We start from the raw sequence: 15,546 nt of genomic DNA, 5'->3' as shown, positions 1-15,546 counted from the left end.
CAGGCAATCGAAAGCGAGCCTATGAAAATTGCGATGATTGGCGCCGGCTATGTCGGTCTTGTTTCCGGCGTCTGCTTTGCCGATTTCGGCCATGAGGTCGTCTGCGTGGACAATGTCGCCGAGAAAATCGAGGCGCTGCGGAAGGGCGAGATTCCGATCTACGAACCGGGCTTGCAGGAGCTGGCCGCATCGAACAGTGAAGCCGGCCGCCTGAATTATTCCACTGATCTGGACGCGGCCGTTGCCTGGGCCGACGTCGTGTTCATCGCCGTTGGAACGCCCTCGCGCCGCGGCGACGGTCATGCGGACCTCACCTATGTCTACGCTGCAGCGCGCCAGATCGCCAAGGCCGTCGACGGCTACACCGTGGTCGTTACCAAGTCGACCGTGCCCGTCGGCACCGGCGACGAGGTCGAGCGCATCATCCGGGAGACCAATCCCGAGGCCGACGTGTCGGTCGTGTCGAACCCGGAGTTCCTGCGCGAGGGTGCCGCAATCGGCGACTTCAAGCGCCCTGACCGCATCGTCGTCGGCACCGAGGACCCGCGCGCCATCGCGGTGATGACCGAGGTCTACCGGCCGCTTCATCTCAATCAAGGCCCGCTGTTCTTCTGCGAACGCCGCACGTCGGAGCTGATCAAGTACGCCGCCAATGCGTTCCTCGCCATGAAGATCACCTTCATCAACGAGATCGCCGACCTCTGCGAAAGCCTCGGCGCGGACGTGCAGAAGGTCGCCAGAGGCATCGGCTACGACAAGCGCATCGGCGACAAGTTTCTCCATGCCGGCCCGGGCTATGGCGGCTCCTGCTTTCCCAAGGACACGCTCGCGCTCGTCAAGACGGCGTGCGACGCCGAAAGCCCCGTGCGCCTGATCGAGACGACGGTCGCCATCAACGACAACCGCAAGCGGGCCATGGCCCGCAAGGTGATCGCCGCCTGCGGCGGCTCGGTGCGCGACAAGCGGATCGCCGTGCTCGGGCTGACCTTCAAGCCCAACACCGACGACCTGCGCGAGGCACCGTCCCTCACCATCATCCAGGCCCTGCAGGATCACGGCGCCCGCGTCGCCGCCTTTGATCCCGAAGGCATGAAGGGGGCGGAGCAACTGTTGTCGGGGGTCGAGTTCGGCAGCGACCCCTACGCCATCGCCGCCGGGGCGGAGGCGCTGGTGCTTGTCACCGAATGGGACGAGTTCCGCGCGCTTGACTTCCGCCGGCTGCACGCAACGATGGCCTCGCCGATTTTCGTCGACCTGCGCAACGTCTACCCCCAGCAGGAAGTGCGACGGCACGGGTTCGAGTATGTCGGCGTCGGCCGCGGCAGCGACAGGGACTGATCATGCGTTATTTCATCACCGGCACGGCCGGCTTCATCGGCTTTCATCTCGCCCGGCGGCTCTTGGAGGAAGGACACGAAGTCGTCGGCTTGGACGGGATGACGCAGTATTACGACGTCAGCCTCAAGGAAGCGCGCAACGCCGCGCTCGCCCAGTTCCCGACCTACCGCTTTCATCGCCTCATGCTGGAGGAGGCCGGACCTCTCAAGGAGGTGGTGGAGGCGGCCCAGCCCGACGTCATCGTTCACCTGGCCGCCCAGGCGGGGGTCCGCTACAGCCTGGAAGAGCCGAAGTCCTACGTGGACACCAATATCCTCGGCACATGGAACCTTCTGGAGGCCGCCAGGCTGGTCAGTGTCCGCCATCTGATGCTCGCCTCCACCTCCTCGGTCTACGGCGCCAACGAAACCGTCCCGTTCCGTGAGAGCGACCGGGCGGACGAGCCGCTGACGATCTACGGCGCCAGCAAGAAGGCGATGGAGGTGATGGCGCACAGCTACGCCCACCTCTACCGGCTGCCGACCACCGCGTTCCGCTTCTTCACCGTCTACGGCTCCTGGGGCCGGCCGGACATGGCGCTGTTCAAGTTCACCAACGCCATCCTCGAAGGGCGCGAGATCGAACTCTACGGCGAAGGCCGGATGAGCCGCGACTTCACCTATGTCGGCGATCTGGTCGAGGGCATGCTGCGCCTGTCCGCCGTCATCCCGTCGGAGGAGAACCGCGTCCACGCCCCGGCGACGCTCGACACCCTGTCGCGCCAAGCGCCGTTCCGTATCGTCAACATCGGCGGCGGCCGGCCGGTCGGGCTGATGGATTTCGTCGCGACGCTCGAGGACGCGCTCGGCCGGCCGGCGCGTCGCAAGTTCCTGCCGATGCAGCAAGGCGATCCGCCGCGCACCTTTGCGAGCCCCGACCTTTTGTACGCGCTCACCGGCTACAAGCCGGCGACCACGCTCGCCGAAGGCGTGAAGGACTTCGTCGATTGGTATCGGGACCATTACGCCAGCCAGCCGGCGGCCCGCAGCGGACCACCAGTCTGAAGCCCACGTCGCCGCCGTACTGGCCGCGCCGCAGGGATGCTCGATTCGCGGCAATCGCTGGATGGGCGACGCTGCGTCAACGAACCGGCACCTTTTACCGAGGCTGACGTCGGACTATCTCGTTGTTATCCTAGCTTTGATCCAAGACTCGGCCGGACTCGGCCGGCTGAACAGCGTTGAAACCGCCCAGGACCGATCATGACAAAGGCCATCGTGGCGCTGATTTCCTCCGAACGGTTCTTGCAGAAACTGCGCCTCGGTTCCGGCCTCGTCATGCTCAGCTTCGTGGCGATGCACTTTGCCAACCACGCGACCCTGCTCATATCGCTCAACACCGCCGACCGGGTGCTAAAGGCGTTCTCCGCGATCTGGCGCAACCCGGTCGGCACGACCCTGCTCTACGGCGCCGTCGTCACGCACGTTCTCCTGGTTTTGCGATCGGTCTATCTGCGCCGCACGCTTCGCATGCCGGCGCGCGAGGCCGCCCAGATCGTGCTTGGCCTGCTGATCCCCTTCCTGATCATCGAGCACGCCGTTCCCGCCCGTCTGTCGCAGCCGCTATACGGGATCATCGTCGACTATCGAACGGTCGTCCGCAGCCTGTGGGTGGTCAATCCGCTGCAGGGTGCCCGCCAGGTCATTGCCCTCCTGGTGATCTGGGCGCATGCCTGCATCGGCGTCTATTTCTGGCTGCGCTTTCGCAGTTGGTACCGGACCGCTTCGCCCTACCTTCTGACCGCCGCGATCCTCGTTCCCGCGCTGGCGCTTCTCGGCTTTGCCGAGGCCGGCCGCACGCTCGCCCACCTCGCGCGAAGCGCCCCGCAGCTTCTCGACCCCACCTATCCGCGCAGCCTTACGGCGCACGCTCCGCTGGTCGACCCGGCCATCGTCGCCGAAGGGCTCGGCCGCATCAAGGCCGGACTATACCTTGTCTTCCTCGGCGCGATCGCCCTGGTTCTCTTCCTCAGAAGACTGCGGATGCTGGCCGAGCGCGCCTCGCAGATCACGATCCGCTACTCGAACGGCGCGCTCGTGCGTGCGCCGCGCGGCCTGAGCCTGCTCGAGGGCAGCCGCTATGGCGACGTGCCGCATTACTCGGTCTGCGGCGGCAAGGGCCGATGCTCGACCTGCCAAGTCCGTGTCCTTGAAAGTGATGCCCCGCTGCCGCCGCCAGGGCCGATCGAGGCCGCGACCCTCGCCCGCATCCATGCCGATCCCGGCGTCCGGCTCGGCTGCCAGCTTCACCCCACCGCCGATCTCAGCGTCGCCTTGCTGATGGCTCCCAACGCCGACGACGGCCTTCCCGCACCCATTGAACCGGTCCGCCCGGGCCGCGAGGAAGACATCGTCGTGCTGTTCTGCGACCTCAGGGACTTCACCGACCTGTCGGAAGCGCGCCTTCCCTATGACGTCGTCTTCCTGCTGAACCGCTATTTCGCCGTCGTCGGCCAGTCCGTCGAACAGGCCGGCGGCCGGCTGGACAAGTTCATCGGCGACGGCGCAATGGCCCTGTTCGGCCTTGGCGGCAAACGGGAGAACGCCAGCCGCCAGGCGCTGTCGGCGGCGGCTGCGATCGTGCGTGATCTCGGCCAGTTGAACGACGAATTGTCACGCGACTTTGCCGTGCAATTGCGAATCGCGATCGGAATCCACACCGGCCCCGGCGTGGTCGGCGTCATGGGCTACGGGGCGACAAAAAGCCTGACGGCGATCGGCGACACCGTCAATGTTGCAAGCCGTCTCGAGACGACGGCCAAGGAGAACGACATCGCGATCGTCGTCTCCGAGCCCGCCCTGCTGCAGTCCGGCATGGCGGTCGACGGGCTGGAAAGCAGCGAGGTTGCCATTCGCGGCCGCAGCGCCTCGATGCGGGTCTACCTGATTTCCGAGGAACAGAGCCGGCGCTTCGCGACGTGACGCGCTGCGGGTCAGGAGATCTTGCGGTAGAGGAAATACCGGTTTGCCGGAACGCTTTCGGGCACAGTCAGGGATTGCAACGCCGGGTGGTCGAGCGGCAGGCCGCTCGCGGCAATGCCGCCGGTCGCCAGCATGCCGGCAACCATCTGCGGCAGCCAGGTCAGCGTCATGGCGTCCCTGTCGGCATAACCCGTGCCGATGTCGGCATGGACAAGCGCCGCCGTTCCCGTCTCGAATACTTTGCCGGTCTCGTTGATCTCGCCCAGCACCAGGTTCTCCGCATCCGGAACGGAGGACGCATGCGCCCGGCACTCGCGATCGAAGGCAACGATCCGGCGACCGGCAAAGCATTCACGCAGGTGGTCGAACGTCCGCCCGTTGCCGAGGCCGATCTCCATGACCGTTCCGGCGGGCGGCATATCCAGATCGTGGCGAATGTGATTGAGGATATCGCGCTGTGCCGTCAGGCGGCGAATGAAACTGTCGAGACGGCTCATTGCCCGTAAACTCTCCTATGCCTCATGCCTTGACGATATTGTCGCCGGCGATCCCGCGCCGGGCGAAAGCGTTGCGCGTGTCGATGACCAGCGGCGACCAGCGCGCCAGCGCGGCGTAATCGATCGCGTCGTGATCCGTCGCGATCAGCACGGCGTCGTAGCTCGCGACCGTCGCCTCGTCCAGCGCCACCGATTGCCGTCCCTTCAGCGCCATGTATTCACGGGTTTTCGGGATCTCCGGAACGAACGGATCGTGATAGTCGGCCTCGCCCTTGCGCTCCTCGATCAGTTCGATCAGCTTCAACGAGGGACTTTCGCGAATGTCGGGAACATTCTTCTTGTAGGCGAGCCCGATGACGAGGACGCGCGAGCGGCTGAGCGCCTTGCCGCGCCGGATGTCCAGCGCCGCTGCAAGGCGGCCGACGACATGGCGCGGCATGCCCGAATTGATCTCGCCGGCGAGCTCGATGAAACGGGTGGGCAGCTCGAATTCGCGCGACTTCCACGTCAGGTAGAACGGGTCGATCGGGATGCAATGTCCGCCAAGGCCCGGTCCAGGATAAAACGGCATGTAGCCGAACGGCTTCGTCTTCGCCGCGTCGACCACCTCCCAGATGTCGATGCCCATCGCCTCGTAGAGCACCTTCATCTCGTTGACGAGGGCGATGTTGACGGCGCGGAAGATGTTCTCGGTCAGCTTCACCGCCTCGGCGGTGGCGTTGGAGGACACCGGCACGATCGCCTTCACCACGGCGCCGTAGAAAGCCTGCATCAGCGCAGAGGCCGCCGGACCGTCGCCGGCGACGATCTTCGGAATCGTCGCCGTGTCGAAGTCGCGATTCCCTGGATCCTCGCGCTCCGGCGAAAACCCGAGGAAGAAGTCTGTCCCCGAACGAAGCCCGCCAGCCTCCAGGATCGGCCGCACCAGCTCGTCCGTCGTGCCCGGATAGGTGGTCGATTCCAGCACGACTAACTGGCCGGGGCGCAATGTCTGCGCCACCGCCTCGGCGGTTTTGACGACATAGGACATGTCCGGCTCGCGATGCTTCGTCAGCGGCGTCGGCACGCAAATGACGATCACGTCGCAGGCCGAGAGCTGCGAAAAATCGGTCGTCGAGCGGAACCGGCCCGCTTCAGTCTCGGCCTTGAGGGCTGCGTCCGGTACTGCTTCGATGTAGGATCGGCCGGCGTCAAGCGCGACGATCTTTGCCGGGTCGATGTCGAATCCGGTGACGGAAAAGCCGTTTCGCGCAATCGCCATCGCAAGCGGCAGACCCACGTAGCCAAGCCCAATGACGCCGGCGCGCGCGCTTTTCCGCGCAATGGCCTGCAGGAGATGTTCGGCGGAAGAAGGCAGCGAGGTCAAGCGTGCACCCGTTCAATCGTGAGCTATCCTTTGCGGACAAATCCATTCGGCGTCAAGCACGCCGCGAATGACGGAAAATTGAAGCGAGAAACGGGAAACAGTTTTCTTTCTCCTCCTTCTGGTTTTGGGATGGCCCCTCACTTATATCATTCGGACGCGTCGCCCCGTCGGGCAATGATCGGGCGACGTGTTTTCGAGCAAAGCGGGCGGGCTCCACACCGACACAGGGACAAGCGATGAACACGCGCGTGGCCGACGTCTCAAACATCCTCCTGGACCGCGTTTCGGCGTGGCTGAAAACCACCGCCCTGAGCGGCGAAAGCCTGGAATATCTGATCACAGGCTTTTGCGAACGGCTTGCCGCGGCGGGCCTGCCGCTGTTGCGTGTCCACCTGAGCTTTTCGATGCTGCATCCGCTCTACGACGCGCTGGGCTTCACCTGGATGCGCGGCCAGGGCGTCACCGTCGAAGGTTTCCGGGCGTCCGGTGCGGATACCGAGCCGTCCCGGTTCCTGCTCAGCCCCTATTACTACCTGCTCAACAACAACCTCGACCACCTGCGCCGCCGCATCGATCCGACGGCTCCGTCCGAGTTCCCGGTCTTCGATGACCTCAAGAAGGTCGGCGTGACCGACTACATGGCGTTCGTCCAGTCCTTCGGCGAATCGCCCGGCCAGGGCATGGTCGGCTCCTGGTCGACCGACGCCCCCGAAGGCTTCAACGACAACGTCATCGAGGCGCTTCTGAAGGTCCAGAACAGTCTCGCCGTCGCCGCCAAGATGGCCGTGCTCGGCAAGCTCGCCGACAACATGCTGATGACCTATCTCGGCGGCAATGCCGGCAGGCGCGTGCTCTCCGGCCAGATCCGCCGCGGCGACGGCGAGACCATCCGCGCCGCCCTGGTGATGGCGGACATGCGCCAGTCGACGGTTCTCGCCGAGAAGGAAGGCCGGCAGGCCTATATCGACACCCTCAACCAGTTCTTCGACGCCATCGCGATGCCGTTCAACCGCAACGGCGGCGAGATCCTCAGCTTCATTGGTGACGGGTTCCTGGCGGTCTATCCTTGCGGCCGCCACCGTGAACCCTCGCAGGTCGCGGCGCGGGCGGCGATGTCGGCCGTCCGCCTTGCGACGATGCGCATGAACGAACTCAACGCCAGGCGCCGCAAGGATGGGCTGGCGGACATCCGCTACGGGGTCGGCCTGCATGTCGGCAACGTCATGTTCGGCAATGTCGGGCTGAAGGACCGCCTCACCTTCTCCGCCTTTGGCTCGGCCGTGAACGAGGTGCAGCGGCTCCAGGGGCTGACGAAAAAGTATTCGCAGTCGATCGTCGCAAGCCAGACCTTCGCCACCTACTGCGGCGGAGAATGGGTCACGCTCGGCCAGGAAAAGCTGCGCGGCGTGCGCCAGAAGCTCACCGTGCTGTTGCCCGGCCAGACCAACCTCAAGCTCGACCGCGCCGAGGCGATGGAAGCCGTGGACCGCGACGGGCGTTCGGAGGCCGAGCAGGTCATGCTGCTCTATCGTGATGCCCGCTCGACGCCCAACGGTGAACAGAAATCGAAAGTGCCGATGATCGCACGCGGGCTCAATTAACGTCGGGCCGGTCAGGAAATGTTGATGAGCGGCTCCCTGGAGCTGGCGATCAGCCGAACTGCGCGGGTGGATCGGCAGGGCGAGGCGTCCTCGCGTCAGGTCGCCCGGATTTGAAAAACGTCCGGGACTGATGCATGTTTGCCTCCCTCAGACAGATATCTCGTCACGAACAGGGATGATCCTGATGGGGCCTGACTCGAATGCGACGGGTGGCGAATCCAACGGGTCCGCCTGGGAGGCGAGACTGATCGATGGCTTCGAGGGCGACGGCTTCTCGCCCGCGGGCGGGCTCTACTATCGCGAGAATGCCGAGCAGAGCGCCGGCACCGTCGAGTTCCAGCGCGAGGTCACCCATGGCAGCGCCGGCGCGCTCAAGCTCAGCGTGCGGCCGATCTGGAACGGCAAGCGCCACCGCAGCGAACGGGCGGAGGTGTGGGAACGCACGGCGCTGCGCGTGCCCTATGACAAGGCCGTCTGGTACGGCTTCTCGGTCCGCTTCGCCGACCCCATCCCGCAGGACGACCACCGACATCTGATTGCCCAGTGGAAGCGCGAAATCGGGCCGGGCGCGAAAGGTGACTTCAGTCCCTTCCTGGCGCTGCGCCTGGTACGGGGCCGGCTGTTTGCGACCGTCGAAACAACCTTTCCGGTGGGTCAGAGCAGCCTTCCCGTTTCCGCCGGCACACCGGGCCTCACGCCGGTCTGGTTGCGGCCGGAAAAGCGGCAGATGCGTGCGCTCGTCGCCACAGACCCGCATTGGGAGCCGCGCGACGGACGCCTGTTCAAGGCCTACACCGATCGGATTGCCATGGTCGACCGCGGCAACGGCCTGCCGGCGCCGCAAAGCGGCTGGATCGATTTTGCGGTGATGACCCGACCGGGGCCGGACGGCAGCGGCCACATCGAACTCTTCGCCAACGACCGCTGGGTCGTGACCGTGCGCGGCCATGTCGGCCACGCCGAACAGGGGCTTGGCGCCCGGCAATATTTCAAGTTCGGCCCATACCGCTCGGCCGCGCACGGCGGATGGTCGCTCTACTACGACAATTTTCGCCGCTCCACCCGCAGCGAAGACGTGCTGGGACCTGCCGGCTTGGCGGCGCTACGGGCAGAGACGGCGGCAGAAGGCACTCCAAGCCCTTGATTTTACTTCAATATTAAGCGCCAATGTCAGCACGTGAGACTGTAGGCAAATACGATGGACAGGCCGTAAAGCCTCCGTTACTGTCCTGAATATAGGGCACAAAACGTAACCGAAGGATTTTCCGGGCATGATCTTAGGGGCGGATCTGTTGCGGATCGAAGATCTCAGCATCTCCTTTGCCATGCTCGGTGGGCAGGTCGATGCCGTGAAAAACGCGAGCCTGCGGGTTCTCCCCGGCAAGGTGACCGCGCTTGTCGGCGAGTCGGGTTCGGGCAAGTCCGTCATCAGCCAGTCGGTCATGCGCATCCTGCCACGCATCGCCACGGCCAGCGGCCGTATCCTTTTCAACGATCCGCTCACCGGCGAGCAGACCGATATCCTGCAATTGTCGCAGGATGGACCGGACATCCGCTCCATCCGTGGCCGGCGCATCGGCAAGATCTTCCAGGAACCGATGACCTCGCTGTCGCCGCTGCACACCATCGGCGACCAGGTGAGCGAGGTGCTCACCATCCACGAGGACATGAGCAAGGACGAGCGCTACGAACGCACGATAGAAATGCTGCGGCTGGTCGGCTTCGCTAAGCCGGAGCGCGCCTTCAACATGTATCCGTTCGAGCTTTCCGGCGGCATGCGCCAGCGCGCCATGATCGCGCTGGCGCTGATCTGCCGGCCGGCACTCCTGATCGCCGACGAGCCGACCACCGCACTCGACGTGACGATCCAGGCGCAGATCCTCAGGCTTCTGAAGGACCTGCAGCAAGAGCTCAACATGGCGATGCTGCTGATCACCCATGATCTCGGTGTCGTCGCCAACGTCGCCGACGAGGTGGTGGTGATCTTCCACGGCGAGGTCATGGAGGCGGGTCCGGTCGAAGCCATCTTCCGCCGCCCCACCCACCCCTACCTCAAGGGCCTGATGGCTGCGGTGCCGCATTTCGACATGAAGCCCGGCGAACGGCTGAAGGCGCTGCGCGAGGTGCCGGTCAACGCCTCGCACCTGCTTGGCACCGCGGGTCCAAGGGAGCCGGCCGGCTCGGAAGTCCTGCTCTCGGTGCGCGACGTCAGCAAGTCGTTCCAGATCCGCAAGGGTGGCTTCTTCCGAAGGTCGGAAGAGGCGCCGGTGCGCGCGGTCGACGGGGTCAGCTTCGACATCCGCCGCGGCGAATGCCTCGGCCTCGTCGGCGAAAGCGGCTGCGGCAAGACGACCGTCAGCAAGATGCTGATGCGTGCCGTGACACCCGATTCCGGCTCGATCACCTTCAACGATCGCGACGGGCCGGTCGACGTGCTCAAGGCCGAGGGCGGCGACCTGCAGAAGCTGCGCGCCAAGATCCAGATGGTGTTCCAGGATCCGGTTTCGTCGCTGTCGCCGCGCATGACCGTGCAGAACATCCTCGCCGAACCGTTGGAGATCCACGACCGTGGCACGGCGAAATCCCGCCTGGAGACGGTCGGCGCGCTGATGGAGGTGATCGGTCTCAACCGGCGATACCTGAACCGCTATCCGCATTCGTTTTCCGGCGGCCAGCGCCAAAGAATCGGTATCGCGCGGGCGCTTGCGCTCGGGCCGGAACTGCTCATCTGCGACGAACCGGTCTCGGCACTTGATGTGTCGGTGCAGGCACAGATCCTCAACCTCTTGAAGGATCTGCAAAAAGACCTCGGCTTGACCTATCTCTTCATTTCCCACAATCTGGCCGTCGTCGACTACATGGCCGACCGGATTGCGGTGATGTGCGCAGGGCGAATCGTCGAGCTTGCGCCGCGTGAAACGCTCATGCGTGCGCCCGTTCATCCCTATACGAAGTCGCTCCTTGCGGCTGTCCCCTTCCCCGACCTCGACCGGCCGCTGGATTTCTCGGCACTTAAGGCCGCGAATGCCAGCGACATGCGCAACTGGTCCGTCCAGTTCCAGCGGGATTCCGGTGGCGACGGGCTGACGACGGTGGATCTCGGCGACGGCCATCTCGTGCTGGCCCGCCGGACTGCGGATGTGAAGGAGCTGCGCCCGTGATCACGCGTCGAACCCTTCTCGGCCTGCTTGCCTCCACCTGCCTCCCCATATCGCTGGCGCGGGCGGCATCGCCGTCGCGCGAACCCGAATCCTTCAAGGACAAGCTCGCCGACGGCTCCCTGCCGCCGATGGCCGAGCGCATTCCGAAGGCGCCGCGCGTCATCAACCTGGCGGCCATGGGGCGGACCCCCGGCCAGTACGGCGGCTCGGCACGGATGATCATCGGCGGCCAGAAGGATATCCGCCTGATGACGATCAACGGCTATGCCCGCCTGATCGGCATCGACGAGCACCTCGTGCTGCAACCGGATATCCTGGAGAGCTTCGAGCAGGTCGAAAACCGCGTCTACACCCTCCGCCTGCGCGACGGACATCGCTGGTCGGACGGCCACCCCTTCACCACCGACGACTTCGTCTACTATTGGGAAGACGTGCTCAACAACAAGGAGATGCGCCCGCGCGGGCTGCCGCTCGACCTGCTTTCGGACGGCCAGCCGCCGCGCTTCGAGGTGGTCGACCAACTGACTGTCCGCTATTCCTGGGACGTTCCGAACCCCGACTTCCTGCAGCGCCTCGCCTCGCCGCAACCGCTGACGCTGGCGCTGCCGGCCCATTACATGAAGCAGTTCCATCCGAAATATGCCGACCCCGAGACGCTGAAGAAGCTGGTCGAGGAGGAAGGCACCGACGACTGGACCGGGCTGCACATCAACCGCTCGCGCACCTATCGCCCGGAAAACCCCGACCTGCCGACCCTCGACCCGTGGCGCAACCTGACCGCGCCGCCGGCCGAACAGTTCATCTTCGAGCGCAATCCCTATTTCCACCGCGTCGACGAGACCGGCCAGCAACTGCCCTATATCGACCGGGTGCTGCTGAATGTCTCGGCGTCCGGCATCATTCCCGCCAAGGCCGGCGCCGGCGAGACCGACATCCAGGCATACGGCCTCGATTTCGCCGACTACACATTCCTGAAGGACGCGGAGGAACGCTATCCGGTCCGGGTCCGCCTGTGGGAACACACGCAGGGCTCGCGCATCGCGCTGCTGCCGAACCTCAACTGCGGCGACAAGGTCTGGCGCGATCTCTTCCGCGACGTCCGGTTCCGCCGGGCTCTTTCGGTGGCGATCGACCGGGAGGAGGTCAACAAGGCGAGCTTCTTCGGGCTGGCGCGCGAAAGCGCCGACACGATCCTCCCGCAAAGCCCGCTGTTCAAACCCGAGTACCAGCACGCCTGGGCGCAGTACGATCGCGACCTTGCCAACAAGCTGCTCGATGAGATCGGCCTCACCTGGAATGAGAACGAAGACTTGCGTGTGCTGCCGGACGGCCGGGAAGCGAGCCTCATCGTCGAATCGGCCGGCGAGAGCACGCTTGAGACCGACGTGCTGGAACTCGTCACCGACCACTGGCGGCAGATCGGGCTGAAGCTGCACGTGCGCACCTCACAGCGCGACGTGTTCCGCAGCCGTGCGCTTGGCGGCGAAATCATGATCTCGGTGCAGCAGGGCATCGACAACGGCATTCCGACCGCGGACATGTCGCCGTCGGCACTGGCGCCGACCGGCGACGAGCAACTGCAATGGCCGGTCTGGGGCCTGCATTATCTCTCCAACGAGCAGAAGGGCGAGGCGCCGGACCTTCCCGAGGCAAAGCGGCTGGTAGAACTGATGAAGCAGTGGAAGCGCTCAACCTCGACGGCCGAGCGCGAGACGATCTGGACGGAGATGCTGTCGATCTACACCGACCAGGTCTTCTCGATCGGCATCGTCAATGCCACGCTGCAGCCGGTCCTCACCTCCAGGAAGATGAGGAACGTGCCGGAAAAAGGCCTCTACGGCTTCGACCCGACCGCCTTCATGGGCGTCTACATGCCCGACACGTTCTGGTTCGACGGGAGCGCCTAAGCGATGCTGAGATATATCCTTTGGCGCATCGCCGTGATGGTACCGACGCTCTTTTTGATCTCGGTCCTCGTGTTCACGATCATCGAACTGCCGCCGGGCGACTACTTCGAAAGCTATGTCTCGGAACTCCGGGCCATGGGCGAGGCCGCCGATATGGAGGAGATCGACGCGCTGCGCGAGCGCTACGGCTTCGACCAGCCGGCACCGATCCGCTACTTCCACTGGGTCGGCGGGATGCTCAAGGGTGATTTCGGCTATTCCTTCGAGTACCAGTTGCCGGTTTCCGAGGTGGTCGGCGACCGGCTGTGGCTGACTGTGCTGGTCTCCTTCGTCACCATCCTGTTCACCTGGCTGATCGCCTTTCCAATCGGCATCTACTCCGCCACCCACCAGTACAGCTGGGGCGACTACGGCCTGACCTTCATCGGACTGCTCGGCCTCGCCATTCCCAATTTCATGCTGGCGCTGATCCTGATGTACTTCGCCAACATCTGGTTCGGCACCTCGATCGGCCACCTGATGGACCAGCGGTTCCTGAACGAGCCGATGAGCTGGGATAAGGCGAAGTCGATCCTCGAGCACCTGTGGATCCCCGTCATCATCATCGGCACCGCCGGCACGGCCGGCATGGTGCGGCGCCTGCGCGCCAACCTGCTCGACGAACTGCAGAAGCAATACGTGGTGACGGCGCGCGCCAAGGGCATGAACCCGTTCCGCGCGCTGGTCAAATATCCGCTGCGCATGTCGTTGAATTTCTTCATCTCCGACATCGGCTCGATCCTGCCGCAGATCATTTCCGGCGCTGAAATCACCGCCATCGTGCTGTCGCTTGAAACCACCGGACCGATGCTAATCAAGGCGCTGCAGAGCCAGGACATGTACCTTGCCGGCTCGTTCCTGATGTTCCTTGCCTTCCTCACCGTCATCGGCGTGCTGATCTCCGATATCGCGCTCGCCATTCTCGATCCGCGTATCCGACTCCAAGGCGGGAGCACCAAATGAACTCTCCGCTGCCGCCGTCCGGCTCCCCCCTGCAGCACTACGTTTCGACCGCTCCCTTCGACCCCTACTCGGTCGAGGCGATGACCGCCGGGCAGGCGAAGGTCTTCCAGGCCTCGCAGACGCGGCTGATGTGGTGGAAGTTCAAGAAGCACCGGCTGGCGCTCGCCTCCGGCATCTTCCTGCTGGCGCTCTACCTGATGATCGTCATCGCCGAATTCCTGGCGCCCTATAATCTGCACACGCGGAACATGGACTTCATTCATGCCCCGCCGCAGCGGGTGCGCCTCTTCCACGAGGGCCAACTCGTCGGGCCGTTCGTCTACGGGCGCGAGATGAAGCTCGACATGGACACGCTGAGACGTGTCTACAGCGACAATCGGAACGACGTTCAGCCGCTGCGCTTCTTCTGCTCGGGCGATCCCTACCGCTTCTGGGGTCTGTTCGACGCGAGCCTGCATCTGGTCTGCCCGGCCAAGGACGGCGAGATGTTCCTGCTCGGAACCGATCGCCTCGGCCGCGACGTGCTTTCGCGCATCATCTACGGCGCCCGCATCTCGCTGACGATCGGCCTGATCGGCATTGCCATCAGCTTCACGCTCGGCATCGTCATCGGGGGCCTCGCCGGCTACCACGGCGGCTACCTTGACCTTTTCGTGCAGCGTATCATCGAGGTCCTGCAATCGATCCCGAGCATTCCCCTGTGGATGGCGCTGGCGGCGATCATGCCCGTCAGCTGGAGTCCGATCCTGGTCTATCTCGGCATCACCGTCATTCTCGGCCTGCTCGACTGGACCGGGCTGGCACGGGCGGTGCGGTCAAAACTGCTCGCGCTGCGCGAGGAGGATTATGTCCTGGCGGCCCAACTGATGGGCGCGAAAAGCAGCCGCATCATCGGTCGCCATCTCGTGCCCGGCTTCATGTCGCATCTGATCGCCTCGGCAACCATCACGATTCCCAGCATGATCCTCGGCGAAACCGCCCTCAGCTTCCTCGGCCTCGGCCTGCGCCCGCCGATCACCAGTTGGGGCATCCTGCTCACCGAGGCGCGCAGCGTCAGCGTTATCGCCTTCTACCCATGGCTGCTGTTCCCCATGATCCCCGTCATCCTCGTGATTCTCGCTTTCAACTTCCTGGGCGACGGGTTGCGGGATGCTGCCGACCCCTACAAGTAACAAAATTGTGCGGTGCATTATTAGCGAATCCTAGTACGGCCTCTTATTTCTGTCGTTCGACCTGTGTGGGAGTATCCGATGACACGTCGCCTGGAAGACGCCCGGGTCTTGATGTACAGCCATGACACGTTCGGTCTTGGCCACTTGCGGCGCTGCCGCACCATCGCCCATTCGCTGGTCGAGGACTTCCGCGGCCTCAACGTCCTGATCATTTCTGGCTCGCCGATCGCCGGCGCCTTCGATTATCGTGCCCGTGTCGATTTCGTGAAGATCCCGAGCGTCATCAAGCTGCGCAACGGCGAATACACCTCGATGGAGCAGCACATCGACCTGCACGAGACGCTGAAGATGCGGCAATCGATCATTCGGCACACCGCCGAGAGCTTCCAGCCGGACATCTTCATCGTCGACAAGGAACCGATGGGCCTGCGCGGCGAAGTCGAGGACACGCTTGCCTACCTGAAAGCCCGCGGCACGACGCTGGTGCTGGGCCTGCGCGACGTCATGGACGCGCCGCACCTGCTCGACGCCGAATGGAAGCG

12 protein-coding genes are annotated in these 15,546 nt (G+C 64.4%); 10 read left to right on the top strand and 2 right to left on the bottom strand.

What is annotated here, in order from left to right; genetic code table 11:
- Positions 1–21: 21 nt before the first annotated feature.
- The 3 genes from J2Y48_RS12175 (at position 22) to J2Y48_RS12165 (ending at position 4,298) form a co-directional block, all read left to right on the top strand.
- Entirely contained in the window at positions 22–1,338 is a 1,317-nt protein-coding gene (locus J2Y48_RS12175) for a UDP-glucose/GDP-mannose dehydrogenase family protein (protein ID WP_310417827.1), read from the top strand.
- A 2-nt stretch (positions 1,339–1,340) separates the two neighbouring features.
- Positions 1,341–2,381, top strand: coding sequence for an NAD-dependent epimerase (locus J2Y48_RS12170; protein WP_310417824.1), 1,041 nt, complete (start codon positions 1,341–1,343; stop codon positions 2,379–2,381).
- A gap of 198 nt (positions 2,382–2,579) precedes the next feature.
- On the top strand, positions 2,580–4,298 hold the full coding sequence (locus J2Y48_RS12165) for an adenylate/guanylate cyclase domain-containing protein (RefSeq protein ID WP_310417822.1): 1,719 nt from the start codon (positions 2,580–2,582) through the stop codon (positions 4,296–4,298).
- A gap of 11 nt (positions 4,299–4,309) precedes the next feature.
- Here J2Y48_RS12165 and J2Y48_RS12160 read toward each other — a convergent pair whose 3' ends face one another.
- Both J2Y48_RS12160 and J2Y48_RS12155 read right to left on the bottom strand, forming a co-directional pair.
- Positions 4,310–4,795, bottom strand: coding sequence for a class I SAM-dependent methyltransferase (locus J2Y48_RS12160; RefSeq protein ID WP_310417821.1), 486 nt, complete (start codon positions 4,793–4,795; stop codon positions 4,310–4,312).
- A gap of 22 nt (positions 4,796–4,817) precedes the next feature.
- Positions 4,818–6,161, bottom strand: a complete 1,344-nt coding sequence (locus J2Y48_RS12155; RefSeq protein WP_310417819.1) for a nucleotide sugar dehydrogenase — start codon at positions 6,159–6,161, stop codon at positions 4,818–4,820.
- A gap of 236 nt (positions 6,162–6,397) precedes the next feature.
- On the opposite strand from J2Y48_RS12155, the gene J2Y48_RS12150 reads away from it, so the two are divergent.
- The 7 genes from J2Y48_RS12150 to J2Y48_RS12120 form a co-directional block, all read left to right on the top strand.
- Positions 6,398–7,762 carry an adenylate/guanylate cyclase domain-containing protein gene (locus J2Y48_RS12150; RefSeq protein ID WP_310417816.1) on the top strand — a complete coding sequence of 455 codons (1,365 nt, stop codon included), beginning with the start codon at positions 6,398–6,400 and terminating at the stop codon, positions 7,760–7,762.
- A gap of 184 nt (positions 7,763–7,946) precedes the next feature.
- On the top strand, positions 7,947–8,906 hold the full coding sequence (locus J2Y48_RS12145) for a polysaccharide lyase (protein WP_310417813.1): 960 nt from the start codon (positions 7,947–7,949) through the stop codon (positions 8,904–8,906).
- Positions 8,907–9,033: 127 nt separating this feature from the next.
- Positions 9,034–10,923, top strand: a complete 1,890-nt coding sequence (locus tag J2Y48_RS12140) for an ABC transporter ATP-binding protein (protein WP_310417811.1) — start codon at positions 9,034–9,036, stop codon at positions 10,921–10,923.
- The gene (locus tag J2Y48_RS12135; protein WP_310417808.1) at positions 10,920–12,830 is read left to right on the top strand and encodes an ABC transporter substrate-binding protein; all 1,911 of its coding nucleotides are present in this window, start codon (positions 10,920–10,922) and stop codon (positions 12,828–12,830) included. The genes J2Y48_RS12140 and J2Y48_RS12135 overlap by 4 nt, the downstream gene beginning before the upstream one ends.
- A 3-nt stretch (positions 12,831–12,833) precedes the next feature.
- Positions 12,834–13,832 (top strand): ABC transporter permease, encoded by a 999-nt coding sequence (locus J2Y48_RS12130; protein WP_310417805.1) that lies wholly within the window; start codon positions 12,834–12,836, stop codon positions 13,830–13,832.
- Positions 13,829–15,004 carry an ABC transporter permease gene (locus J2Y48_RS12125; protein WP_310417802.1) on the top strand — a complete coding sequence of 392 codons (1,176 nt, stop codon included), beginning with the start codon at positions 13,829–13,831 and terminating at the stop codon, positions 15,002–15,004. The genes J2Y48_RS12130 and J2Y48_RS12125 overlap by 4 nt, the downstream gene beginning before the upstream one ends.
- A 78-nt stretch (positions 15,005–15,082) precedes the next feature.
- A partial coding sequence (locus J2Y48_RS12120; protein ID WP_405030218.1) for a glycosyltransferase family protein occupies positions 15,083–15,546 on the top strand: 464 nt, incomplete at its 3' end.

The sequence above is a fragment of the Mycoplana sp. BE70 genome (assembly GCF_031455855.1).
Classification (GTDB): Bacteria; Pseudomonadota; Alphaproteobacteria; order Rhizobiales; family Rhizobiaceae; genus Mycoplana.
This window is presented reverse-complemented; position numbering and strand designations above follow the sequence as displayed.

What these genes read in the sequence shown, in the direction of transcription:
- J2Y48_RS12175 (WP_310417827.1), top strand. Translation starts at nt 22, where the DNA reads ATGAAAATTGCGATGATTGGCGCCGGCTATGTCGGTCTTGTTTCCGGC.
- J2Y48_RS12170 (WP_310417824.1), top strand. Translation starts at nt 1,341, where the DNA reads ATGCGTTATTTCATCACCGGCACGGCCGGCTTCATCGGCTTTCATCTC.
- J2Y48_RS12165 (WP_310417822.1), top strand. Translation starts at nt 2,580, where the DNA reads ATGACAAAGGCCATCGTGGCGCTGATTTCCTCCGAACGGTTCTTGCAG.
- J2Y48_RS12160 (WP_310417821.1), bottom strand. Translation starts at nt 4,795, where the DNA reads ATGAGCCGTCTCGACAGTTTCATTCGCCGCCTGACGGCACAGCGCGAT.
- J2Y48_RS12150 (WP_310417816.1), top strand. Translation starts at nt 6,398, where the DNA reads ATGAACACGCGCGTGGCCGACGTCTCAAACATCCTCCTGGACCGCGTT.
- J2Y48_RS12145 (WP_310417813.1), top strand. Translation starts at nt 7,947, where the DNA reads ATGGGGCCTGACTCGAATGCGACGGGTGGCGAATCCAACGGGTCCGCC.
- J2Y48_RS12140 (WP_310417811.1), top strand. Translation starts at nt 9,034, where the DNA reads ATGATCTTAGGGGCGGATCTGTTGCGGATCGAAGATCTCAGCATCTCC.
- J2Y48_RS12130 (WP_310417805.1), top strand. Translation starts at nt 12,834, where the DNA reads ATGCTGAGATATATCCTTTGGCGCATCGCCGTGATGGTACCGACGCTC.
- J2Y48_RS12125 (WP_310417802.1), top strand. Translation starts at nt 13,829, where the DNA reads ATGAACTCTCCGCTGCCGCCGTCCGGCTCCCCCCTGCAGCACTACGTT.